The organism is Anaerococcus sp. Marseille-P3625, from assembly GCF_900232825.1.
Lineage (GTDB): Bacteria > Bacillota > Clostridia > Tissierellales > Peptoniphilaceae > Anaerococcus.
This window is the reverse complement of sequence record NZ_OCTP01000009.1, coordinates 121227-139772: the sequence shown is the minus strand read 5'-3', so window position 1 is coordinate 139772 and position 18546 is coordinate 121227. Positions and strand designations below refer to the sequence as shown.

The 18546-nt window shown below is 31.3% G+C and carries 17 protein-coding genes; 5 read left to right on the top strand and 12 right to left on the bottom strand.

Features of this window, described 5'->3' with window-relative positions; all coding sequences use genetic code 11:
* Window positions 1–58: 58 nt before the first annotated feature.
* The 5 genes from CS884_RS01265 (at window position 59) to CS884_RS01245 (ending at window position 7007) form a co-directional block, all read left to right on the top strand.
* Window positions 59–2911, top strand: coding sequence for an insulinase family protein (locus CS884_RS01265; protein ID WP_099320287.1), 2853 nt, complete (start codon window positions 59–61; stop codon window positions 2909–2911).
* 73 nt (window positions 2912–2984) lie between these two features.
* Window positions 2985–4112 (top strand): 5-bromo-4-chloroindolyl phosphate hydrolysis family protein, encoded by a 1128-nt coding sequence (locus CS884_RS01260; RefSeq protein WP_099320286.1) that lies wholly within the window; start codon window positions 2985–2987, stop codon window positions 4110–4112.
* 46 nt (window positions 4113–4158) lie between these two features.
* A complete protein-coding gene (locus CS884_RS01255; protein ID WP_099320285.1) occupies window positions 4159–5271 on the top strand; it encodes a toxic anion resistance protein in 1113 nt (370 codons plus the stop codon).
* Window positions 5272–5279: 8 nt separating this feature from the next.
* The gene (locus tag CS884_RS01250) at window positions 5280–5540 is read left to right on the top strand and encodes a kinase to dihydroxyacetone kinase (protein WP_099320284.1); all 261 of its coding nucleotides are present in this window, start codon (window positions 5280–5282) and stop codon (window positions 5538–5540) included.
* Between the two features lie 99 nt (window positions 5541–5639).
* Window positions 5640–7007: a hypothetical protein gene (locus CS884_RS01245; RefSeq protein ID WP_099320283.1), complete on the top strand. Its 1368-nt coding sequence runs from the start codon at window positions 5640–5642 to the stop codon at window positions 7005–7007.
* A 96-nt stretch (window positions 7008–7103) separates the two neighbouring features.
* Here the strand turns inward: CS884_RS01245 and CS884_RS01240 are convergent, their stop codons facing one another.
* From CS884_RS01240 to glsA, 12 genes are all read right to left on the bottom strand, one after another.
* A complete protein-coding gene (locus CS884_RS01240) occupies window positions 7104–8507 on the bottom strand; it encodes a S41 family peptidase (RefSeq protein ID WP_099320282.1) in 1404 nt (467 codons plus the stop codon).
* The gene (locus CS884_RS01235; RefSeq protein ID WP_099320281.1) at window positions 8494–8850 is read right to left on the bottom strand and encodes a hypothetical protein; all 357 of its coding nucleotides are present in this window, start codon (window positions 8848–8850) and stop codon (window positions 8494–8496) included. The genes CS884_RS01240 and CS884_RS01235 overlap by 14 nt, the downstream gene beginning before the upstream one ends.
* 1 nt (window position 8851) lies before the next feature.
* Window positions 8852–9862, bottom strand: a complete 1011-nt coding sequence (gene tsaD / locus CS884_RS01230) for a tRNA (adenosine(37)-N6)-threonylcarbamoyltransferase complex transferase subunit TsaD (RefSeq protein WP_143434403.1) — start codon at window positions 9860–9862, stop codon at window positions 8852–8854.
* Complete coding sequence (gene rimI, locus CS884_RS01225) at window positions 9855–10295, bottom strand: ribosomal protein S18-alanine N-acetyltransferase (RefSeq protein WP_099320280.1); 441 nt, start codon at window positions 10293–10295, stop codon at window positions 9855–9857. Before rimI ends, tsaD begins: the two co-directional genes overlap by 8 nt.
* Window positions 10270–10971: a tRNA (adenosine(37)-N6)-threonylcarbamoyltransferase complex dimerization subunit type 1 TsaB gene (gene tsaB, locus CS884_RS01220; RefSeq protein ID WP_099320279.1), complete on the bottom strand. Its 702-nt coding sequence runs from the start codon at window positions 10969–10971 to the stop codon at window positions 10270–10272. Before tsaB ends, rimI begins: the two co-directional genes overlap by 26 nt.
* On the bottom strand, window positions 10952–11398 hold the full coding sequence (gene tsaE / locus CS884_RS01215; RefSeq protein WP_099320278.1) for a tRNA (adenosine(37)-N6)-threonylcarbamoyltransferase complex ATPase subunit type 1 TsaE: 447 nt from the start codon (window positions 11396–11398) through the stop codon (window positions 10952–10954). The genes tsaB and tsaE overlap by 20 nt, the downstream gene beginning before the upstream one ends.
* Before the next feature lie 244 nt (window positions 11399–11642).
* The gene (locus tag CS884_RS01210; protein ID WP_099320277.1) at window positions 11643–13319 is read right to left on the bottom strand and encodes a peptide ABC transporter substrate-binding protein; all 1677 of its coding nucleotides are present in this window, start codon (window positions 13317–13319) and stop codon (window positions 11643–11645) included.
* Between the two features lies 1 nt (window position 13320).
* The gene (locus CS884_RS01205) at window positions 13321–14307 is read right to left on the bottom strand and encodes an ABC transporter ATP-binding protein (protein ID WP_099320276.1); all 987 of its coding nucleotides are present in this window, start codon (window positions 14305–14307) and stop codon (window positions 13321–13323) included.
* Window positions 14294–15295 (bottom strand): ABC transporter ATP-binding protein, encoded by a 1002-nt coding sequence (locus CS884_RS01200; RefSeq protein ID WP_099320275.1) that lies wholly within the window; start codon window positions 15293–15295, stop codon window positions 14294–14296. The genes CS884_RS01205 and CS884_RS01200 overlap by 14 nt, the downstream gene beginning before the upstream one ends.
* Before the next feature lie 12 nt (window positions 15296–15307).
* Entirely contained in the window at window positions 15308–16330 is a 1023-nt protein-coding gene (locus CS884_RS01195) for an ABC transporter permease (protein ID WP_099320274.1), read from the bottom strand.
* A 1-nt stretch (window position 16331) separates the two neighbouring features.
* A complete protein-coding gene (locus CS884_RS01190) occupies window positions 16332–17261 on the bottom strand; it encodes an ABC transporter permease (RefSeq protein ID WP_099320273.1) in 930 nt (309 codons plus the stop codon).
* Window positions 17262–17563: 302 nt separating this feature from the next.
* Window positions 17564–18496, bottom strand: a complete 933-nt coding sequence (glsA, locus tag CS884_RS01185) for a glutaminase A (RefSeq protein ID WP_099320272.1) — start codon at window positions 18494–18496, stop codon at window positions 17564–17566.
* Window positions 18497–18546 lie beyond the last annotated feature (50 nt).

Sequence of the window (18546 nt, the reverse complement as noted above, 5' to 3'; positions counted from 1 at the left end):
TACCCAAAATCTTATTGTAAATTTTAACTTAGAGTATAGTTAAACAAACGGAGGAAATATGTCTTACACATTAATAGAAAAACAATATTTTGAAAAAATGAACCTTGAAGTCATTGTTTATCAACACGATAAAACCAAAGCTATAGTTGAATTTGTAAAAAATGACGATAAAAATAAAACTTTTGGAATAGGATTTAAAACTCCACCGACAAATTCCAAGGGTATGGCTCATATCATGGAACATTCAGTTTTAAATGGCTCAAAAAAATACAAAACTCGTGAGCCTTTTATGGATATGGCAAGTAGCTCTTTGCAAACTTTCCTAAATGCCATGACTTTTCCAGATAAAACTATTTATCCACTTTCTAGCGAAAACGACAAGGACTTTTTTAATCTAACAGACGTATATTTGGATGCAGTTTTTAATCCAAGAGTTTTAGAAAAAAAAGAAGTCCTAGATCAAGAGGGTTGGCATTACAAATTAGATGAAAATGATCAAATAACTGGTATTTCTGGCGTTGTTTATAACGAGATGCAAGGAGCTTTGACAGATCCTGACCAAATAGTTTATTCTGATTTTATTGCAAATTTATATAAAAATAGCCCTTACCAATTTGAAGCAGGTGGCAAGCCTAGTGAAATTTATAAAATTTCCTATGAGGAATTTAAAAATTTTTACAAAGACCACTATCATCCTTCCAATGCTCGCATTTATTTTTATGGAGATTTGGATATTGATTTTTATTTAGATCATCTTGATAAGGAATATTTATCAAAATACGATTATAAAAAAATTGACTCATCAATAGAAGTTGTCGAAAATTATTATACAGATCTTGTTTGTGGAACTTATCCAGCAAGCCAAGTTGAAGAAAATTCAGATTATTTGCTCTACGGATTTTTGACCAAGGAAAATACTGACTTAAAATACGACCTTACTCTATCAATCTTGCTAAGCGCTTTGTTTAATATGGATTCTTCTTTAATCAAAAAACACATAAATGATGAGATTAATCCAGAAAACTTTTACGCAAGGACTGGCTATGGAGTTAGAAATTCTGTAATTCTCCAAGCTTCAAAAGCCGATGGCAAAAAATTTGATAGATTTGTAGAAATTATAGAAAATGGTCTAAAAGAGGCTTCCAAGGCTATTAATAAGGAAAGTTTAAAGGCTGCTTTTTCAATTTTTGAATATGGCCAAAGGGATCAGCTAATCTCAGTTAATCGTGGCTTATTTTATTTCCTAATGCAATCTTTCTATAAACCAATTATGGAAAATTTCAAGATTTTGGATTATCTAAAAGAATTAAGAGATTTGATTGATACTAATTATTATGAGAATTTCATAAAAGAAAACTTTTTGGATAATAAAACAAAATTGCTTTACCTTGCAAAGCCAAGTAGTACTTATAATGAAGAAAAACAAAAAGAATTAGATGAATATATCGATAGTCTTAACAAAAATATGACTAGCGAAAAACTTGCCATAATTAAAGATGATTTGGAAAAGTTAAATCTTTACCAAAACAAAAAAGACAGCGAAGAAGAAAAGGCAAGCATACCAGTTTTAAATATAGAAGATGTGCCAACAGATCTTTCCAAAACTCCAAGAGAAGTTATAAAAGATAAATTTACCTACATCTACAACAATCTTGATACAGCTGGTCTGGTTTATGTTTCATTATATTTTAATGTAGATCATCTAAGCTTGGAAGAATTAAAATATCTATCCTTGATAAATGACTTTTTAGGCTCAGTTGATACTAAAAACTTAGCCTACACAGAAATTGACGATTTGCTCTTCCAAAATTTGGCAGCTCCAGATTTCTCAAATACTTTCATTAATATAAATGATAGTAAATGTCAAAGACTAGAAAAAGTTTCCTTTACTTCCACAAAAGAAACAATAGATAAAGCCTTTGAAGTCATAAATGAATTTATCTTCAATTCAAAATTTGAAAATCAAAAGAGAATTCTAGAAATTTTGAGAATGAAAAAATCATATTTTGAATTGACCATGTACGATCAAGGCCATATCATAGCAATGAATAGGGCAAACTCCCACATAGATAAAACTTCTATGTTAAAAGATCAGATAAGTGGAATTGGTTCATATCTTTTCCTAAAAGAAGTTATAAAAGAAGCAAAGGATGATTTCCAAGGATTTTTGGCAAAAATAAATAAAATTTATTCTAATATATTCACAAATGCTCTTGAAATAAGTATTGTTTCATCAAAAGAAGACTTTGAAAAAAGTAAAAATATAATAAATACACTTTTTGCCGAGCTTAAAGATAAAGAAAAAGACCTAGAAATAGAATTTAAGGCGAAAAGTATCAAAGAAGCCATCCTTTCTGATGCCAACGTAAATTATTTGGCAAATACTTACGATATCAAAAATTTTGACCACAAATTTGACGGAAGCCTTATGCTTGCTAGTTCTATTTTGTCAAACCCATATCTTCACGAGCTTATACGTGCCAAGGGTGGAGCTTATGGCGGAGGAATGATTGTTAACAAAGCAAGTCTTCTTCAAGCTTACTCATACAGAGATCCAAACATCAAAAAAACTTTGGAAACTTTTTTAGGCATTGGAAATCTTACAGAAAATATCAATCTAAGCCAAAGAGATTTTGAAAATCAGCAAATTGCCACAATGGGTCAGATTTTAAGACCAAAATCTCCACAAAATTTGGGTGATGATGATTTCATCAAATACAAAAAAGAAAATCCAAAAGAAGATAGAGAAATTCTTAAAGAAATAAAAGCTTCTAATATAGAAAAGATAAAATCTTTTGCAAAATTATTTGACCAATCGATAAAAGAAAATAATATTTGTGTTTTTGGCAATAGAGAAAGCATATTAAAAGTAAAATCCGATTTTGATAAAATAATCGATTTAAATGATTAAGTTTAAATTATTAATATTGTATTTAAATATATTGATATTTATGGTATGATGTTAGTGGATTTAAGGAGATTTTATGACTAAGAAAAAAAACGGTTTTAAATTTAGCGATTTAGATTTTGACGATCTAAATTTAGATGAAATAGATATAAATAAAATAGGAAATTCAATAAAAAACTCTATCAATTCGACCTTAGAAAAAATTAACATTTCTAAAAAATCAAAGGAAAATTTGCCTCAGACGAGAAATGAAGAAGTTTGCGCCCAAAAACCGCCAGAACTTTCAAAAGCTAGAGGCCGGAAATTCTTATCCGTCTTTGCAGCTTTTATGCTTGTTACTTTAGATATAGTTTTATTTGATCGATTTATCACAGAAAGAGGTTTTTTTCTTTTTCTAATGTGCTTATGCTCAGGACTTGCAACTATTGCTATTCCAGTTTTATCACGGAAAGCAGGCAAAGAATATCTTAGACTTACCAATAATTACGTTAGATTTTTAAGAGAACTTGGAAATAATACGGTGATGTCCATTAGAGATTTGGCAAGTTCTGTAGCTCAAAGTGAAGAAAAAACTGTTTGTGATTTAACAAAAATGATGAAACGCGGATATTTTTACCAAGCTAGAATTGTAGAAAATGATACCATGTTTATACTTGATATTCCAACATTTAGACTTTATAAAGAAAAAAAGAAAGATATACCAGTAATAAAAATAAAAGAGGATGATACAGATGAAGAAGCTCTTGTCGAAGATTTAAGTTTCCAACGAGCAAGTGAAATTCTTAATTCAGGAAAGATTGTCCTAGAAGAAATTAAAAATACCAAAGATAAAATTACAAATCAAGATTTTAAGGCAAATGTTGATAAACTTATCAAGAACTCTAGCGATATTTTAAATATAGTAGAAAAATATCCCGACAAATCCTATGCCCTAAACAAATTTTCCGATTATTATTTGCCAACAACTGCAAAATTAATCAATACTTACTACGATTTTGAGCTAATGGCAACTGATGATAAAAAAATCAAAACTTCCATGGACCAAATCGATAGCTCAATAACTACAATCACAGAAGCATTTGACAGAATAAAAGTAGAGTTACTTTCAGACAGAGCCATGGATATAAAAACTGATATCGACACAATAAATCTTTTGCTAAATCAAGAAGGCTTGGCAGAAGATGATTGGAAGTATGAAGAGTAAAATGAAAATAAGATAATTTTATTTCTAAAAAAAGATTGGAGTACAAATGAGTGATATTAAATTAACCCTAGATGGCGAAGACCAAGAAGATAATAAACTTGCTGAAATTACTGGAGAAGAGCCAAATTTAGTAGAAAACAATATAAAATTTTCTCCAGAAGAAGAAAAAATGATTGATGATTTTTCCAAAAAAATCGACCTTGATAACACAAATATCATCCTACAATACGGTTCTGGAGCTCAAAAAAAGATTTCCAATTTCTCAGAAAAAACCTTGGACACCGTTAGAAACAAAGATTTGGGAGAAATTGGCGGGCTTTTGGATTCTGTTGTTATGGATATCAAATCTATGGAAAGAGAAGAAACTTCTGGCCCACTAGGATTTATCAAGAAGCAATTTAATAAGATTGAAGATATGAAAGTCCGCTATCAATCAGCAGAAAAAAACATAGACCATGTTGCAAAAACTTTGGAAAATCACCAAATAACTTTGATGAAAGATATTTCTATGCTCGATCAAATGTATGATCTAAACGAGGAATATTACAAAGAAATTACTATGTATATAGAAGCTGGAAATAGAAAATTAAAATCCACTTACGAAAGTGAGATTCCAGCACTAGAAGCTAAGGCAAGAGAATCTAATTTGCCTCTTGATGCTCAAAAAGTAAATGATTTGAAAGCTCAAGCCAATAGATTTGAGAAAAAACTTCACGATTTGGACCTAACTCGTATGGTTTCTATTCAAATGGCCCCACAAATTAGGATGGTTCAATCATCAAATTCTATTATGGCAGAAAAAATTCAAACTACAATTGTAAATACAATTCCACTTTGGAAAAATCAAATGGTTCTAGCTCTTGGCATGAATCATACCAATCAAGCTATAGCAACCCAACAAAGAGTTACAGATCTTACCAACGAATTATTAAGAAAAAACGCCGATACTCTAAAACAAAATACAATAGAAACAGCCAAAGCAACAGAACGTGGTATAATTGATCTTGATACAATCAAACACACCAACGATCAACTAATTTCAACCATAGAAGAAGTTAGAAATATTCAAATCGAAGGTAAGAAAAATAGAACTATGGCTCAAGCTGAGATTGCAAGGCTTGAAGAAGAATTAAAGAGAAATCTAACAAAAAGTAATTAGGAGAAATTATGATAGATATAGGAGATTTTAAATTTGATACTCAATTGCTAATAGCAGGAGAAGATTTGGACGAAGATGAAATATTTGATTATATAACAGAAAATTTCGAGGGCGACTCTCTTCTTGCTGTCGGCGATGAGGAATTAATAAAGATACATTTTCATACCAATAGACCTTGGGAAATCTTAGAATATGCTGCAGGACTTGGAGAAATCCACGATATAGTTGTAGAAAATATGCTAAGACAAGCTCACGGACTTAAAGGCTAGAACGAAAGTTCTAGTTTTTTTATGATTTCTTTGCAATAATGCTATTTCTTAATATAATAATAGTATATGATAGTTTAAAATTAAAAGAAAGAGTAAATTATGAAAAGCAAAAAATATATAAAAGTTCTATTGTTAACTTTTATTGTAAATATGATAAATCCAAATAATTTTGCCTATGCAAGTGACTTTAATCAGCAAATCTTTGAAGATGTTGCGCCTGAGAATAGTATAGAAAATCTTGAAAATTATGATATAGCATCAGGAAAAGAAATTTTCGAATACTTGATAAGCAGCCAAAGCAATGCAGAAGAATTTATCTTTGGAAAAGAATTTTTAAAAAGATTAGAACTAGCCAAAGAAATTGCAATTTTAAAAAAAATAGATCCTGATGATTCTCTAAAAATACTAGAAGAATCAACATCAATATTAAACTCAGATGATTTGGATAAAATAAAAGAGCAAAGCTCTAAACTTCATGGTTTATCCATAGATTTTGCTAATAAAAAAGGATTAGTTTTAGCTGACTTATCCGAAGAAGAAACAAAAGATCTTGAAGAAAAAACCAAATATTACCTAAATTTTGGCCTATTGTTTGACTTTGCCAAGAAAAATGATTTTGATTTATTTACCAAAGCTATCTTAAATTCAAAAGCATATTTTATGGCAGATGATAAGCAAAAAGCCTTATATGAGGAAATTATACAAGAACTAAGCTTAGATAAATCTACTGAAAAAAAAGAAAACGAGGAAAACTACAAGACCTTAGTTGATTTTGTCAAAGCAGAAGATAAAAAAGCATTTTTTGATAATATAAAAAAAGAAAAGGAAAAATCTTCAACCGCAGATCCTAAGAGAGTAAAAATTTTAGAAATTGAAGATAATACAACTAGCAAAAGCACTGATATTAACGGAAATTCCCTCCTATCTGCAAATGATATAAAGCCTAGTTCTTCAGCTTTTCTAAACAATGAAAAAACCAAAGATTTATATGAAAAACTTAGTGATGCACAAAAAAAAGAAATAGATCTTATCGATACAGACAAAAATGGAATGATTTCAGATGGCGAGCTTGATAATTCTACTAATTATTCCTCAGACTTAGATGAAAATTCGTGGATTTATCCTTTTACAGAAAAATCATTAAGTCAAAATAAGGAAGAAACTGTGACATTAAAGGAAACTCCTCCAGAAGTTGACAATAATCAAAGTAATGAAAATGCTCAAAGCCAAATACCTACAAATAACCCACCTCAAACAGTTACTATAGATAAATCTACAAAAGCGCCTGAGCTTAACAAAGAAAAACCTCAAAGTGAAAGTAAAAAAGAAACAAGTGAAAAACACGAAAATATAAGTGCTGCAAAAATAGTAAAAACTGGAATCTCTTCAGTATGGATTTTTGCTCTTATATTGGTTCTTGCAGTCGGGCTTTTTTACGTACTTGATAAAAACAAAAAAAATAAATAAAAAAACGGACTCTTATAATAATAAATTAGCTTAAGCAACAGAAGTTCTTAAATTAAGAACTTTTGTTGCTTTTTATTATTTATGAGTCCATTTTTATTAAAAATCTCCATCAAGGACTTCTTCTATTGTATCTATGGAATTTCTGTAAGAGTCAGATTTGATATCAACTTTAGTTTTATCTTCAGCATTTATCTTGCCATCTGGGCTATAGCCAAGAGTATTTGTGTAGGTAAAAACAAGACCAGAATTTGGCATAACATCATTTAAAACTCCTAAAGTAATCCCATCTCCCCCAGTATCTTGACCAACTAAAGTTGCGGATTTGGAGTTTTTCATAAAGCTAGCAAAGCCTTCAGCTGCAGAAAATACTTTCCTATCCACCAGCAAATAAATTTTTCCTTCATAACCGTTATTTTTGTCAGATTCGTCTGGATTTATAACAATGGTGTTTCTTATATAATAATCAAATTTTTTCAAATCTTCTGCGTGTTCAAGTTTTATGGCCGATAAATCTACATTGGAAACTTTTTCTATATTTAATGTATCATCAGCTAATATTAATTTTGATCTTTCCGATTCCTTGAAAAACAGATGATTGGTTACTTCTTTTTGACTTGTAAATAATTTTGGCAGCAAGAATTTTTGCCAATATTCCATATTACCACCGTAATTACCCCTAATATCTAAGACTAAAGCCTTGTAAAGGTGTTTATTTTTCAAAAATTCATTTAAAATTTCTTCATCTTTTTTTATAAATTCTGGATCAAGCATCTGTTTTATTCTAATGATAGCTATATCTTTCACGCTTGTATCTAAAGTCATATTTGATGAAGAATTATTTTCCAATAAGGATAGGGATTTATGCTTGTTGCCTTTTGATTTTTCTAAACTTTGGACGCCCTTTAAATCATATCTATTTCTAACTGCCGTCTTATTTAAATTTAGAAATTCATAGTAAATTGAAGGAGAGTTCCAGTTGTTTGCATAATATTTTAAAATATAGTCCACATAATTCTTATCTGCAATTCTAGCATGGGAATTTTTTAATTCTCCTATTATCCCCGTCATTTGGTCTATAAATTCTTCTTCGTTTTTTGATTTCTTTATTCTTTGCAAATATTTGTCGTAATTTCCAAGAAAATCCACATTTTGGCTTCTCTTTAAAACATCAAAGAATGGATAATTTTCTTTTAATTGCTTGAAAACATAATTAAAGTCCTCAACCATTTCTTTATTTGTTAAAGTTTTTGCTTTGGTCGGCTCCTTTAGCATTAATTTTGGAGGCTTATCTAAATTTTTATACCAAATCAAATATGTGCTAGCATCAAATTTGTCTATATTATCAGGGTCAAATTCCTCCTTATCTTGATTAAAATCAAAAAAATCTGTATTCCCATTATTCTTTCTAGCTTCCAAATAATCAATCCTTCTTTTTACACAAGAAGTATTTATAAACATAAAAACAAGGATCAGACAAAAAATTTTGCTAATCTTTTTCATCAAATCCTCCTGTTAGAACATAATCTCTCTTATACAAATCGAAAATAACAGCGATATTGCCTATAGGATTTACCAAAGAAAAAATTACCAAGGCTATAGTTAGGAATAATAACCTATTTTTCTCTTTATTGTAAATTACCTTTAGACTGCTAAATCTTATTCTAAAGCTTAAAAGAGCGTAAATAATAGAAACTGATCCAAATATTATTTCAAATATTTCCCTATAATAAATTCCAAAAATAAGCACAGCAAGACCTGTTAAGATCCAAATAATGGTGCTTACAAATTTCATTTTATTATATTTTTTTATTGGATTTGAGTTTCCTCTACGATTTTTTTTCATATTATATTTCCAAATTTGGGTATACTTTCATAAAATTATCGCTAATTTCGCCATTTTTGTAGTCCAAATATCCTGCCATTGCAATCATTGCAGCATTATCTGTGCAAAGTTTGATATCTGGATAATAAAGTTTCACATTTCTATCCTTTAGAGCTTTGGCAAATTCTTCTTTTAGCTTTGAATTTGCAGCCACTCCTCCACTTAGGGCAAATTTATCATAGCCAGTTTCATCTATTAGTCTTAAAGATTTTTTTACTAAAACATCAACTACCGCTTGTTGAAAACTTGCTGCTACATCTGCTTTTATTATCTCTTCGCCTTTTTGATCTTTTTGATTCATATAATTTAAAACTGCTGTTTTTAAGCCAGAAAATGAAAAATCATAGGAATCTTTTTCAAGCATAACTCTTGGAAAATCAATTGCATAAGAATTACCTTCTTTGGCAAGCTTGTCAATTTTTGGTCCTCCTGGATATCCTAGACCCATTTTCCTTGCAACTTTATCAAAAGATTCACCAGCTGCATCATCGCGAGTCTTGCCTACAACTTCGTATTCATTATAGGATTTTACTTTTATCAAATACGTGTGGCCGCCACTAACAACTAAGGTTACAAAAGGTGGCTCTAAATCTTTGTTGGCCAAATAATTTGCACAAATATGGCCTTTCATGTGATTTGCTCCTATCATAGGAGTATTTGTTGCAAGTGATAGAGCTTTGGCTGCAGAAATTCCTACCAAAAGAGATCCCATAAGACCTGGACCTTTGGTTACAGAAATCAAATCCAAATCCTCGTAAGTTAAATTTGCATCAGCTAAAGCTTTCTCAATCAAAGGATTTATGGCCTCAAGGTGTTTCCTGCTTGCAATTTCTGGCACTACTCCCCCAAAAATAGTGTGTATATCTATTTGAGATGATATTAAATTTACTAGTAATTCTCTTTCATTTTTTAGAATTGCAACACAGCTATCATCGCAGCTTGTTTCAATTCCCATTGTGTAAAAATCAGTCATTTATTTCCCTTAACATATTATAGGCATCTTCGCCTAATTTTTGGTAGTAATTTTTTCTAATTCCCATAATTTTAAAATCAAATTTAGTATAAAGATTAATTGCGGCTATATTTTTTGTAGAAACTTCAAGCCAAATTTTCTTAACCCCTAAATCTTTACAAGAATTTATCAAATGATTTAGCAATTGGCTGGCAATTTTCCTTTTTTGATAGTCTTTGTCAACAGCAATGGTAAAAATTTCAACTTCATCCAAAACGTGACTAGCTATATAAAATCCTACGATTTTGCCGTCAATTTCCATTACATAGTGACTTAAAAAACTATTACCCTCAAGTTCTTTTATGAGATGTTTTTTAGACCAAGGTTCGAAAAAGGCTTGATTTTCAATTTCATAGACAAAATCCGCATCAGATTTGAGCATTTTTCTTATCATTTAATCTATCCTTTAATTCTTTTGGCATTTCTCTTTCGGCTTGAGATTTCCTTAGATAATTTGGAATCATTTCATAGAGATTAAAGTTTTTATCTTTGTCTGCTATGCCTAGTTTTATTAAAGATTTGCCAATACAGTTGTTAAAATTTAAGGGCAAAGTTTTCCCTTTTATAAATTTATCTTGATATTTTTTGCCAATTTCTCCTATAAGTTCAACTTCTTGGTCAAGATCATTTACAAGATCTGAGAAATCTTCGATAGTATACAAATCTTCTTTTATAATTTCTTTAAAATCCTTATCAAAAACTCCCCCATAAACTCTATTTCCTCTGGCATCAAGCATTGGAACTTTTAGCTTATCGCTTGAAGAATTATTTGCCAATGCCAAAAGTGTGCTAATAGGAATTAATTTTTTGCCATTTACTTGGGCTAGAGTTTTTGCTATGGTCATACCAATTCTAAGACCTGTAAAAGAACCCGGTCCTTTGGCTATGACATATAAATCGATATCTTTTATTTCCATTCCCAAGAGATTAAGGAGATTTTCTATCATAGGAACTAAAGATTCGCTGTGAGTTTTTTGTTGGTTGACATTAAAATCTCCAATAATTTCACCATCGCTTGCAATAGTTACAGTTGAAATCATTGTAGAAGTGTCAATTGCTAAAATGTTCATTAATCTCACTTCCTCTCTTAGAATCTTCTCTAATTACAATCTCTCTTTTGTTTTCATCAATTTTTTTTATCTCGATATTAATCATTTGATCAGGCAAATAATATTCTGCATTTTCTGCCCATTCTATAATAGTTAATCCATCGTCTGGATAAAAATATTTTTCGTAGTCTATATCTAAAATCTCATCGGGATCTTCTAATCTATACAAGTCCAAATGATAAATCCTAACTTTGCCATCGTAGATATTTACTATTGCAAAAGTTGGAGATGAAGAATCTTTTATGGAAAAATATTCTCCTATAAAAGAAGTAAGGGTAGTTTTTCCAGCTCCCATTTCTCCTATTAAATTAATAACATCAGTTTCTTTAAGAAGAGCTGCCAATTTATTGGCAAACTTCTTCATATCATCTAAATTATTTATAATCATTGTCAATCTTTTCTAATATCATTATTTATTTTCTTTATAAAATTAAAACTTCTTTATCTATTAATTATACTATCAATTATTGAAATAATAAACAAAAAGCTGATATTATAGAAAATTTAATGATTTTTAGAAATTTTTTTGCATTTTACCCCAAAGAAAATGGCAGGTTCAATAGATTTAATCTATCAAACTTGCCATTTTTTTTACATATTATAAAATCTTACCCTTACTTACTATTAATAATTTAGAATCCTTCTGCTGATTTAAAGAAGAAATATCCTAATGGTGTATAATACATTCCCTTGATATTTGGTTTTATCATATATGAATTGGTGTAGAAGTATAATGGTGCAACAACATTATCTTCACCGATTAGGATATCCTCTGCTTTGTGCATATTTTCCATTCTCTCATTTTGATCAGATGTAGCCTTTGCAGCTTTTACAAATTTATCAAATTCTGGATTTGAATATTGGGCATCGTTGTTACCGCCACCTGTTAACCACATATCGATAAAGCTCATTGGATCGTTGTAGTCAGCTATCCAACCGTGTCTTGCTATATTGTAGTTACCTTCTTTTCTTTCTTTCAAGAATACGTTCCAGTCTTGGTTTTGTAAGCTTACTTGTACGCCAAGTTTTTCTTGCCACATATTTTGTAAAGCTTCAGCTATAGCCTTGTGGTTTTCATCTGTGTTGTATAGGTATTCTATTTGTGGGAAGCCTTCTCCATCTTTGAAGCCTGCTTCTTCCATAAGTTTCTTAGCTTCTTCTACATTCTTATCATAATCTTCATCTTTAATTGAGTAGTAATCTCCACCAGTAGTTCTAAAGTCATCGCCATCAGCGCCTTTTGCGTCATAAACACCTGCAGGTACATAACCTGTTGCAGCTTGTTGACCTTGACCTGTAACTTGGTTTACGATAAAGTTTCTATCTATTGCTAGTGAGAATGCTTTTCTAACTTTTGGATCGTTGAATGGTTCTTTTTCTGTGTTAAAGCATACAAAATATGTTCCTACGTATGGTTTAACTTTAAGTTCCTTGCTATCTAGAAGTTTTTTAACTTCTTCTTGTGGAACGGAGTTTACAAAGTCCAAATCTCCAGATCTATAAGATGCGTAAATTGCGTTTTGGTCATCTTGTAGATGGAAGGCTAATTTTTCTGCTTTAACTGAATCAGCATCGTAATATTCTTCATTTTTAACCATTGATAGAACTGAGTTATGATCCCATTTTTCTAATTTGAAAGGACCATTAGAAATTAGTGTAGATGGATCTTGTGTCCATGTTTTATGAGCTTCGATTATATCTTTTCTAACTGGCATTACTGCTGGGAATGCACAAATTTCTTCAAAATATGGGCATTTTACATTTAAGTTTACTACGAAAGTTTTTTCATCTGGTGCAGAAATGTCAAGTTTTTTCTCTTCATAACCTTTTACCATATCTAACATATATTCGTAGTCAGCACCAGTTTTTGGATCTACTAGTCTGTTCCATGCGTATACGAAATCTTCTGCTGTTACTGGTTTTCCATCAGACCATTTAGCATCTCTTAGCTTAAAGGTCCATGTTAGACCATCTTCTGATACTTCCCAACTTTCAGCCATACCTGGTTTTAGTACTGCATTGCCGTTGCCATCGTCATCCCATCTGATTAAAGATTCAAATAAGTGGTTTAACATTATAGCACCGTCTGCTGCTGTGTTAAGTTGAGGATCTATTGTTTCTGGTTCAGATGCTATATTAATATCTAGCACGCCATCTTTCTTTCCTTCTTCTTCTTGGGCTACGCTTTGCTCATTATTGCTTCCTTCTTTATTTCCTCCATTATTTCCTCCATTATTTCCTCCGCCACAGGCAGATAAAATCATTGAAAAACTAAGGATAGCTAGTAAAAATTTATTTTTTAACTTCATATTAAAATTCTCCTATATTGTGGCAACTTGCAAAGTGGCCACTTTCTACTTCTCTAAATTCTGGTTCTTTTTCTTTGCAGATGTCTGTTGCATAAAGACATCTTTCATGAAACCTACAACCTTTTGGCGGATTAATCGCCGATGGTACTTCTCCTTGTAACTTGATTCTTTTTAAGGATCTAGTAAGTTTAGGGTCAGGAATTGGTATTGCTGTCAATAAGGATTGAGTGTAAGGATGAAGTGGATTTTCGTATAATCTCTTTGCATCTACAAGCTCAACCATTTTGCCTAAATACATTACTCCGATTCTGTTGGAGATATGTTTAACAACTGATAGGTCGTGGGCAATGAATAAATATGTCAAAGATGAATCTTTTTGCATATCTTGTAGCATATTTACAATTTGTGCTTGGATAGAAACATCCAGTGCCGATATCGGCTCATCACAAACTATAAATTCTGGCTCTACTGCTAAAGCTCTTGCTATTCCTATTCTTTGCTGTTGACCACCTGAAAATTCGTGTGGATATCTGTTGGAATGTTCTTCATTTAGTCCAACCTTTCTTAAAAGCTCATTGATCCTATCCCTCCTATTTTTTTTGTATAGTCCATGTATATCCAAAGCTTCTCCTACAATTTCAGATACTGTCATTCTAGGATCTAGTGAAGCTGATGGATCTTGGAAAATAATTTGCATTTTGCGCCTATACTTGTACATATCGGGTTTTATGTTGTTTTCGCTATCAAAAATTACATCTCCATCATAAATTATTTTTCCACTAGTTGGTTCATGTAATCTTAGTATGGTTCTTCCCAGCGTGGTTTTTCCACATCCGGATTCTCCTACAATTCCTAAAGTTTCTCCCTTGTTTATGTAAAAAGAAACGTCATCGATAGCATGAACTTCGCTAGTTTTATTAAAAGATGATGAAACCGTAAAATGTTTGACTAGGTTTTGGCATATTAATAATTTATTATCTTCTGGCATCGTAAAGCTCCTTTATATGTAGGAAACATTTTGTTCTGTGGCCATTTCCTAATTCAATCATTGGCGGTTCTTTTTTTAGACATATGTTCATGCAATAATCACATCTTGTTGAAAATCCGCATCCAACAGGTGGATTTAGCATATCTACTGGTGTACCCTTGATACTTTCAAGTCTTCCGTTATCTTCAACATCTATTCTAGGCATTGATTTTAGTAGTCCCTTGGTATATGGATGATTTGGATTATAAAATATATCATCAACACTACCTTGTTCTACGATTCTTCCAGCATACATTACGCTTACTGTGTCACATATTTGTGCTACTACAGCCAAGTTGTGGGTGATAAATATTACACTCATCTGATTTCTTTCTTGAATCTCTTTTATTAATTCAAGAATTTGAGCTTGGATGGTAACATCAAGTGCGGTAGTAGGCTCATCTGCTATTAGTATATCTGGTTCGCAAATAAGCCCCATACCAATCATAACTCTTTGGCGCATACCTCCAGATAATTCGTGAGGATATTGTCTCATGCGCCTTTTAGGATTAGATATCCCTACTAAATCGAGCATTTCGACTGCTTTATTGTAAGCTTCATTCTTATTTCCTTTTTGGTGAACTAAGATCGCTTCCATTAATTGGCTGCCGATTGTATAAACCGGATTTAAGCAAGTCATTGGATTTTGGAAAATCATCGAGCATTTTGCTCCTCTAAAAGAACTCATTTGATTCTTATCGTAGTCAAGGATATTTTCACCCTTGTATAAAATTTTTCCATTTTTAACTTTGCCAGGCTCTTGCAATAGTCCCATTATTCCATAACTTTCTACTGATTTGCCGGATCCTGATTCTCCTACAATTCCCATTATTTCATTTTCATGTAGAGTGTAATTTATCGAATCAACTGCCTTTACTTCTCCAACAGGTGTATAAAAGGATATAGATAAATCTTCAATTTTTAATACTTCATTTTTTGTATTTTCCATAATAATCACCTACTATTTAAGTCTTGGATCTAGGGCATCTCTTAGTCCGTCTGCAAATAAGTTTAAGGATAAAATCATCAAACTTAATATCAAGGAAGGAATGATTAACCTATAAGCATAGGAATAAATTCCACCAAGAGCATCTGCTGCTAAAGCGCCGAGAGAAGTCATTGGAGCTGAAACTCCTATTCCTAAAAACGACAAGAATGATTCAAGAAATATGGCTGATGGTATTTGCATAGCCGTCATAACTATTATTTGGCCTATACAATTTGGAAATAAATGCCTTCTAATTATTCTTTTTCTTGAGCCACCAAGGGCTTCAACTGCTGTAACAAATTCTTGTTTTTTTAGCATCAAAACCTGACCTCTAATAATTCTTGCCATTCCTACCCAATAAAGTAGGCCAAAAGCAATGAATATTGATATTAAAGCAGGTCCAAGAACTCCAATTTTTTTGGCAAAATCCGACGTCGATGAATTTACAAAAGATTTAAGCGGTTGAGATATTCCAATTGATAGTAAAATTACTACCAAAACATCTGGAACTGAGTAAATCAAATCTAAAAATCTCATCATTATCGCATCTACTTTACCACCACAATATCCTGAAATTGATCCATAAATTGTTCCAATTATTAAAACTATCAAAGATGCAAATATTCCTACAATAAGTGAAACACGAGTTCCATACATGGTACGAACCATGATATTTCTCCCTAGTTTGTCTGTACCAAAAGGATATTTTAGGCAAGGGAATAAATTTTCATCTCCTCTGTATTGTGTCGTATAATCCCCTTTTACTAACATAGGTCCTATAAAGGCAAAGATGCATACAAGTATCAAAAATCCTAAGGAAACCATGGCCACCTTATTTGCTTTTAAACGTCTTAAAGCATCTTGAAAATAAGAAGTTGATGGTGCTTTAGTCATGAAATTTTCTTTTTGACTTTCACTTGCAAGCTTAAAATCTTCTTCACTAAAGTCAAATTCTTCTAATTTTAATTTTTCATTTAAACTTAAAATCTTATCCATCTTAATCTCCCTTGGCTAAATCAATTCTTGGATCTATGAACCTGTATAAGATATCTACCACAAGATTCATAAGTATTACCATAAAGGCAAAAAACAAAGTCGTTGCCATTATAATTGGATAATCTCTATTAAGAACTGAGTTTATAAAATATCTGCCCAAGCCTTGAACTGAAAATACAGATTCAACTACCATGGAACCTGTGATAATTCCAGCTGTTAGTGGTCCGATATATGTAAGAACTGGAATAAAAGCATTTTTAAGTGCATGCTTAAATAAAATCTTATTTTCAGAAACACCCTTAGCTCTAGCTGTTCTTATATAATCTTGGCCGATTGCATCAAGCATTGACGATCTTGACAATCTTGCTATGTAACACATTGGATAAAATCCCAAGGAGAAAACTGGCATTAAATAAGATTTTGGGCTATCAAGACCCATAGTTGGCAAAGCTTTTAATTTTACTCCAAATAAAAGTAGTAATAATGTTGCCACTACAAAGCCTGGTGCTGAAATTCCAATAGTTGTAAGAACTCTTAAAAAAGAATCCAATCGCTTGCCCCTGTTGTAGGCTGCAAGACAACCTAGGGGAATCCCCACAAGGCATGCCCAAAGCAAAGCCAAAAGTCCAAGTTTTACACTAGTTGGAAGCATCTCTTTTATGATATCCATTACTGGCCTATCCTTTTGCATTTTTAAAGAAACTCCAAATTCTCCCTTCATAGCATTAAATATAAATTTTTTAAGTTGAACGGAATAAGGTTGATCCAATCCGTATTTTTTATTTAAAGCTTCTAGTACTTCTGGCGATTGACTTTTCTCACTTGCAAATGGAGAGCCAGGTACTAATTTCATTAGGAAAAAAGTTATACAAGTTACTAAAAGCAAAACTGCTATAGCTTGTAATATTCTTTTTATTATGTACTTTAACATAAAGTCCTCCTTTATTTTGTATAATTATATACTCTATTATATTAAATTGCAAGTGTTATAAAGTGGTCAAGTGAAAGGGTTGCCATTGTTGCATATTCAACATTTGTGGGAGTTTTAGTCAGAAAATTGTTAAAAATTTTTTAATTTTTTTTAAAAAAAATAAATATTTTTTGTGATTTTTTTCTTAAATTTATAGATTTATTTGTATCTTTTTGCTATTTTTTTAAAATTTAATGTCCTTATTAATTTAATTTGACAAAAAAAGACAAAGCCTTTAAGCTTTGTCTCAATGATTTTAATTTTTAATTGATAAATATTGTAAATCCTAAATCTTTTGCCAATATTTTAAATAATTCTATGCCTCTTACACTATTTCCACTTTTATCAATTCTTGGGCAGTAGACTCCTAATCCACAAACTCCTGGTACGACTCCCAAAATTCCACCAGAAACTCCAGATTTTGAAGGTATTCCAACTTCCATCAAATATCTACCAGAATTTTCATACATTCCACAAGTTGCCATTTGACTTACTATGATTTGAACTTCCTTTTTACTTAGAAGCTTTTCTTTTGTCTTAGGTTTATAGCCTTTGTTGGCAAGAACTGCTCCCGTTTTTGCCAAAGCGCATACATTTGTAGCTATTGAGCAATTTCTTATATAAAGATCCAACACATCATTTGGATTATCAGAAAAAATATCTTTGCTCTTTAGATAATAGGCTATGGCTCTATTTCTATCCGTAGTTTCCATTTCAGATTCATAAATATCTTTTATCAAATAGGCATCTTCAAATGATGAAAGTTTTTTGTAATAGGCTAAAATTCTCTCAAATTTTTCATCGACATTTGCACCCTTTACCATAGAAGCTGTAGTCATTGCACCAGCATTAATAAAAGGATTTGTGGCCTTGTCGGTTATTGGCACTAGGGAATTAAACTCATAGCTTGTCGGTTCACTTCCTACTTTATCAAAAACTGAAATAGGATCATTATCGTGCAAAGCCATTATCAAGGATAGAATCTTGCTAATTGATTGAATGGAAAAAATCTTTTCGCTTTCACCATAGGAAAAAACTTCCCCATCAACTGTAACTAAACAAAACGCAAAGCTATCAGGATTGACGTTTGCAAGTTCTGGTATGTATGAAGCAAGCTCTCCTATATCCTTGTATTTTTCAGTTTGCTTTATTGCTTTTTTTATAATTTTATCAACATAATCTCTTTTTTCTAACATAATTTACCTCTTTAGGAATATATATACCCTTTTAAGCTTTTAAAATAAAT

Excerpts from the sequence above, each read along its gene's own strand:
- CS884_RS01265 (WP_099320287.1), top strand. The coding sequence starts at position 59 with ATGTCTTACACATTAATAGAAAAACAATATTTTGAAAAAATGAACCTT.
- CS884_RS01260 (WP_099320286.1), top strand. The coding sequence starts at position 2,985 with ATGACTAAGAAAAAAAACGGTTTTAAATTTAGCGATTTAGATTTTGAC.
- CS884_RS01255 (WP_099320285.1), top strand. The coding sequence starts at position 4,159 with ATGAGTGATATTAAATTAACCCTAGATGGCGAAGACCAAGAAGATAAT.
- CS884_RS01250 (WP_099320284.1), top strand. The coding sequence starts at position 5,280 with ATGATAGATATAGGAGATTTTAAATTTGATACTCAATTGCTAATAGCA.
- CS884_RS01245 (WP_099320283.1), top strand. The coding sequence starts at position 5,640 with ATGAAAAGCAAAAAATATATAAAAGTTCTATTGTTAACTTTTATTGTA.
- CS884_RS01240 (WP_099320282.1), bottom strand. The coding sequence starts at position 8,507 with ATGAAAAAGATTAGCAAAATTTTTTGTCTGATCCTTGTTTTTATGTTT.
- CS884_RS01235 (WP_099320281.1), bottom strand. The coding sequence starts at position 8,850 with ATGAAAAAAAATCGTAGAGGAAACTCAAATCCAATAAAAAAATATAAT.
- tsaD (WP_143434403.1), bottom strand. The coding sequence starts at position 9,862 with ATGACTGATTTTTACACAATGGGAATTGAAACAAGCTGCGATGATAGC.
- rimI (WP_099320280.1), bottom strand. The coding sequence starts at position 10,295 with ATGATAAGAAAAATGCTCAAATCTGATGCGGATTTTGTCTATGAAATT.
- tsaB (WP_099320279.1), bottom strand. The coding sequence starts at position 10,971 with ATGAACATTTTAGCAATTGACACTTCTACAATGATTTCAACTGTAACT.
- tsaE (WP_099320278.1), bottom strand. The coding sequence starts at position 11,398 with ATGATTATAAATAATTTAGATGATATGAAGAAGTTTGCCAATAAATTG.
- CS884_RS01210 (WP_099320277.1), bottom strand. The coding sequence starts at position 13,319 with ATGAAGTTAAAAAATAAATTTTTACTAGCTATCCTTAGTTTTTCAATG.
- CS884_RS01205 (WP_099320276.1), bottom strand. The coding sequence starts at position 14,307 with ATGCCAGAAGATAATAAATTATTAATATGCCAAAACCTAGTCAAACAT.
- CS884_RS01200 (WP_099320275.1), bottom strand. The coding sequence starts at position 15,295 with ATGGAAAATACAAAAAATGAAGTATTAAAAATTGAAGATTTATCTATA.
- CS884_RS01195 (WP_099320274.1), bottom strand. The coding sequence starts at position 16,330 with ATGGATAAGATTTTAAGTTTAAATGAAAAATTAAAATTAGAAGAATTT.
- CS884_RS01190 (WP_099320273.1), bottom strand. The coding sequence starts at position 17,261 with ATGTTAAAGTACATAATAAAAAGAATATTACAAGCTATAGCAGTTTTG.
- glsA (WP_099320272.1), bottom strand. The coding sequence starts at position 18,496 with ATGTTAGAAAAAAGAGATTATGTTGATAAAATTATAAAAAAAGCAATA.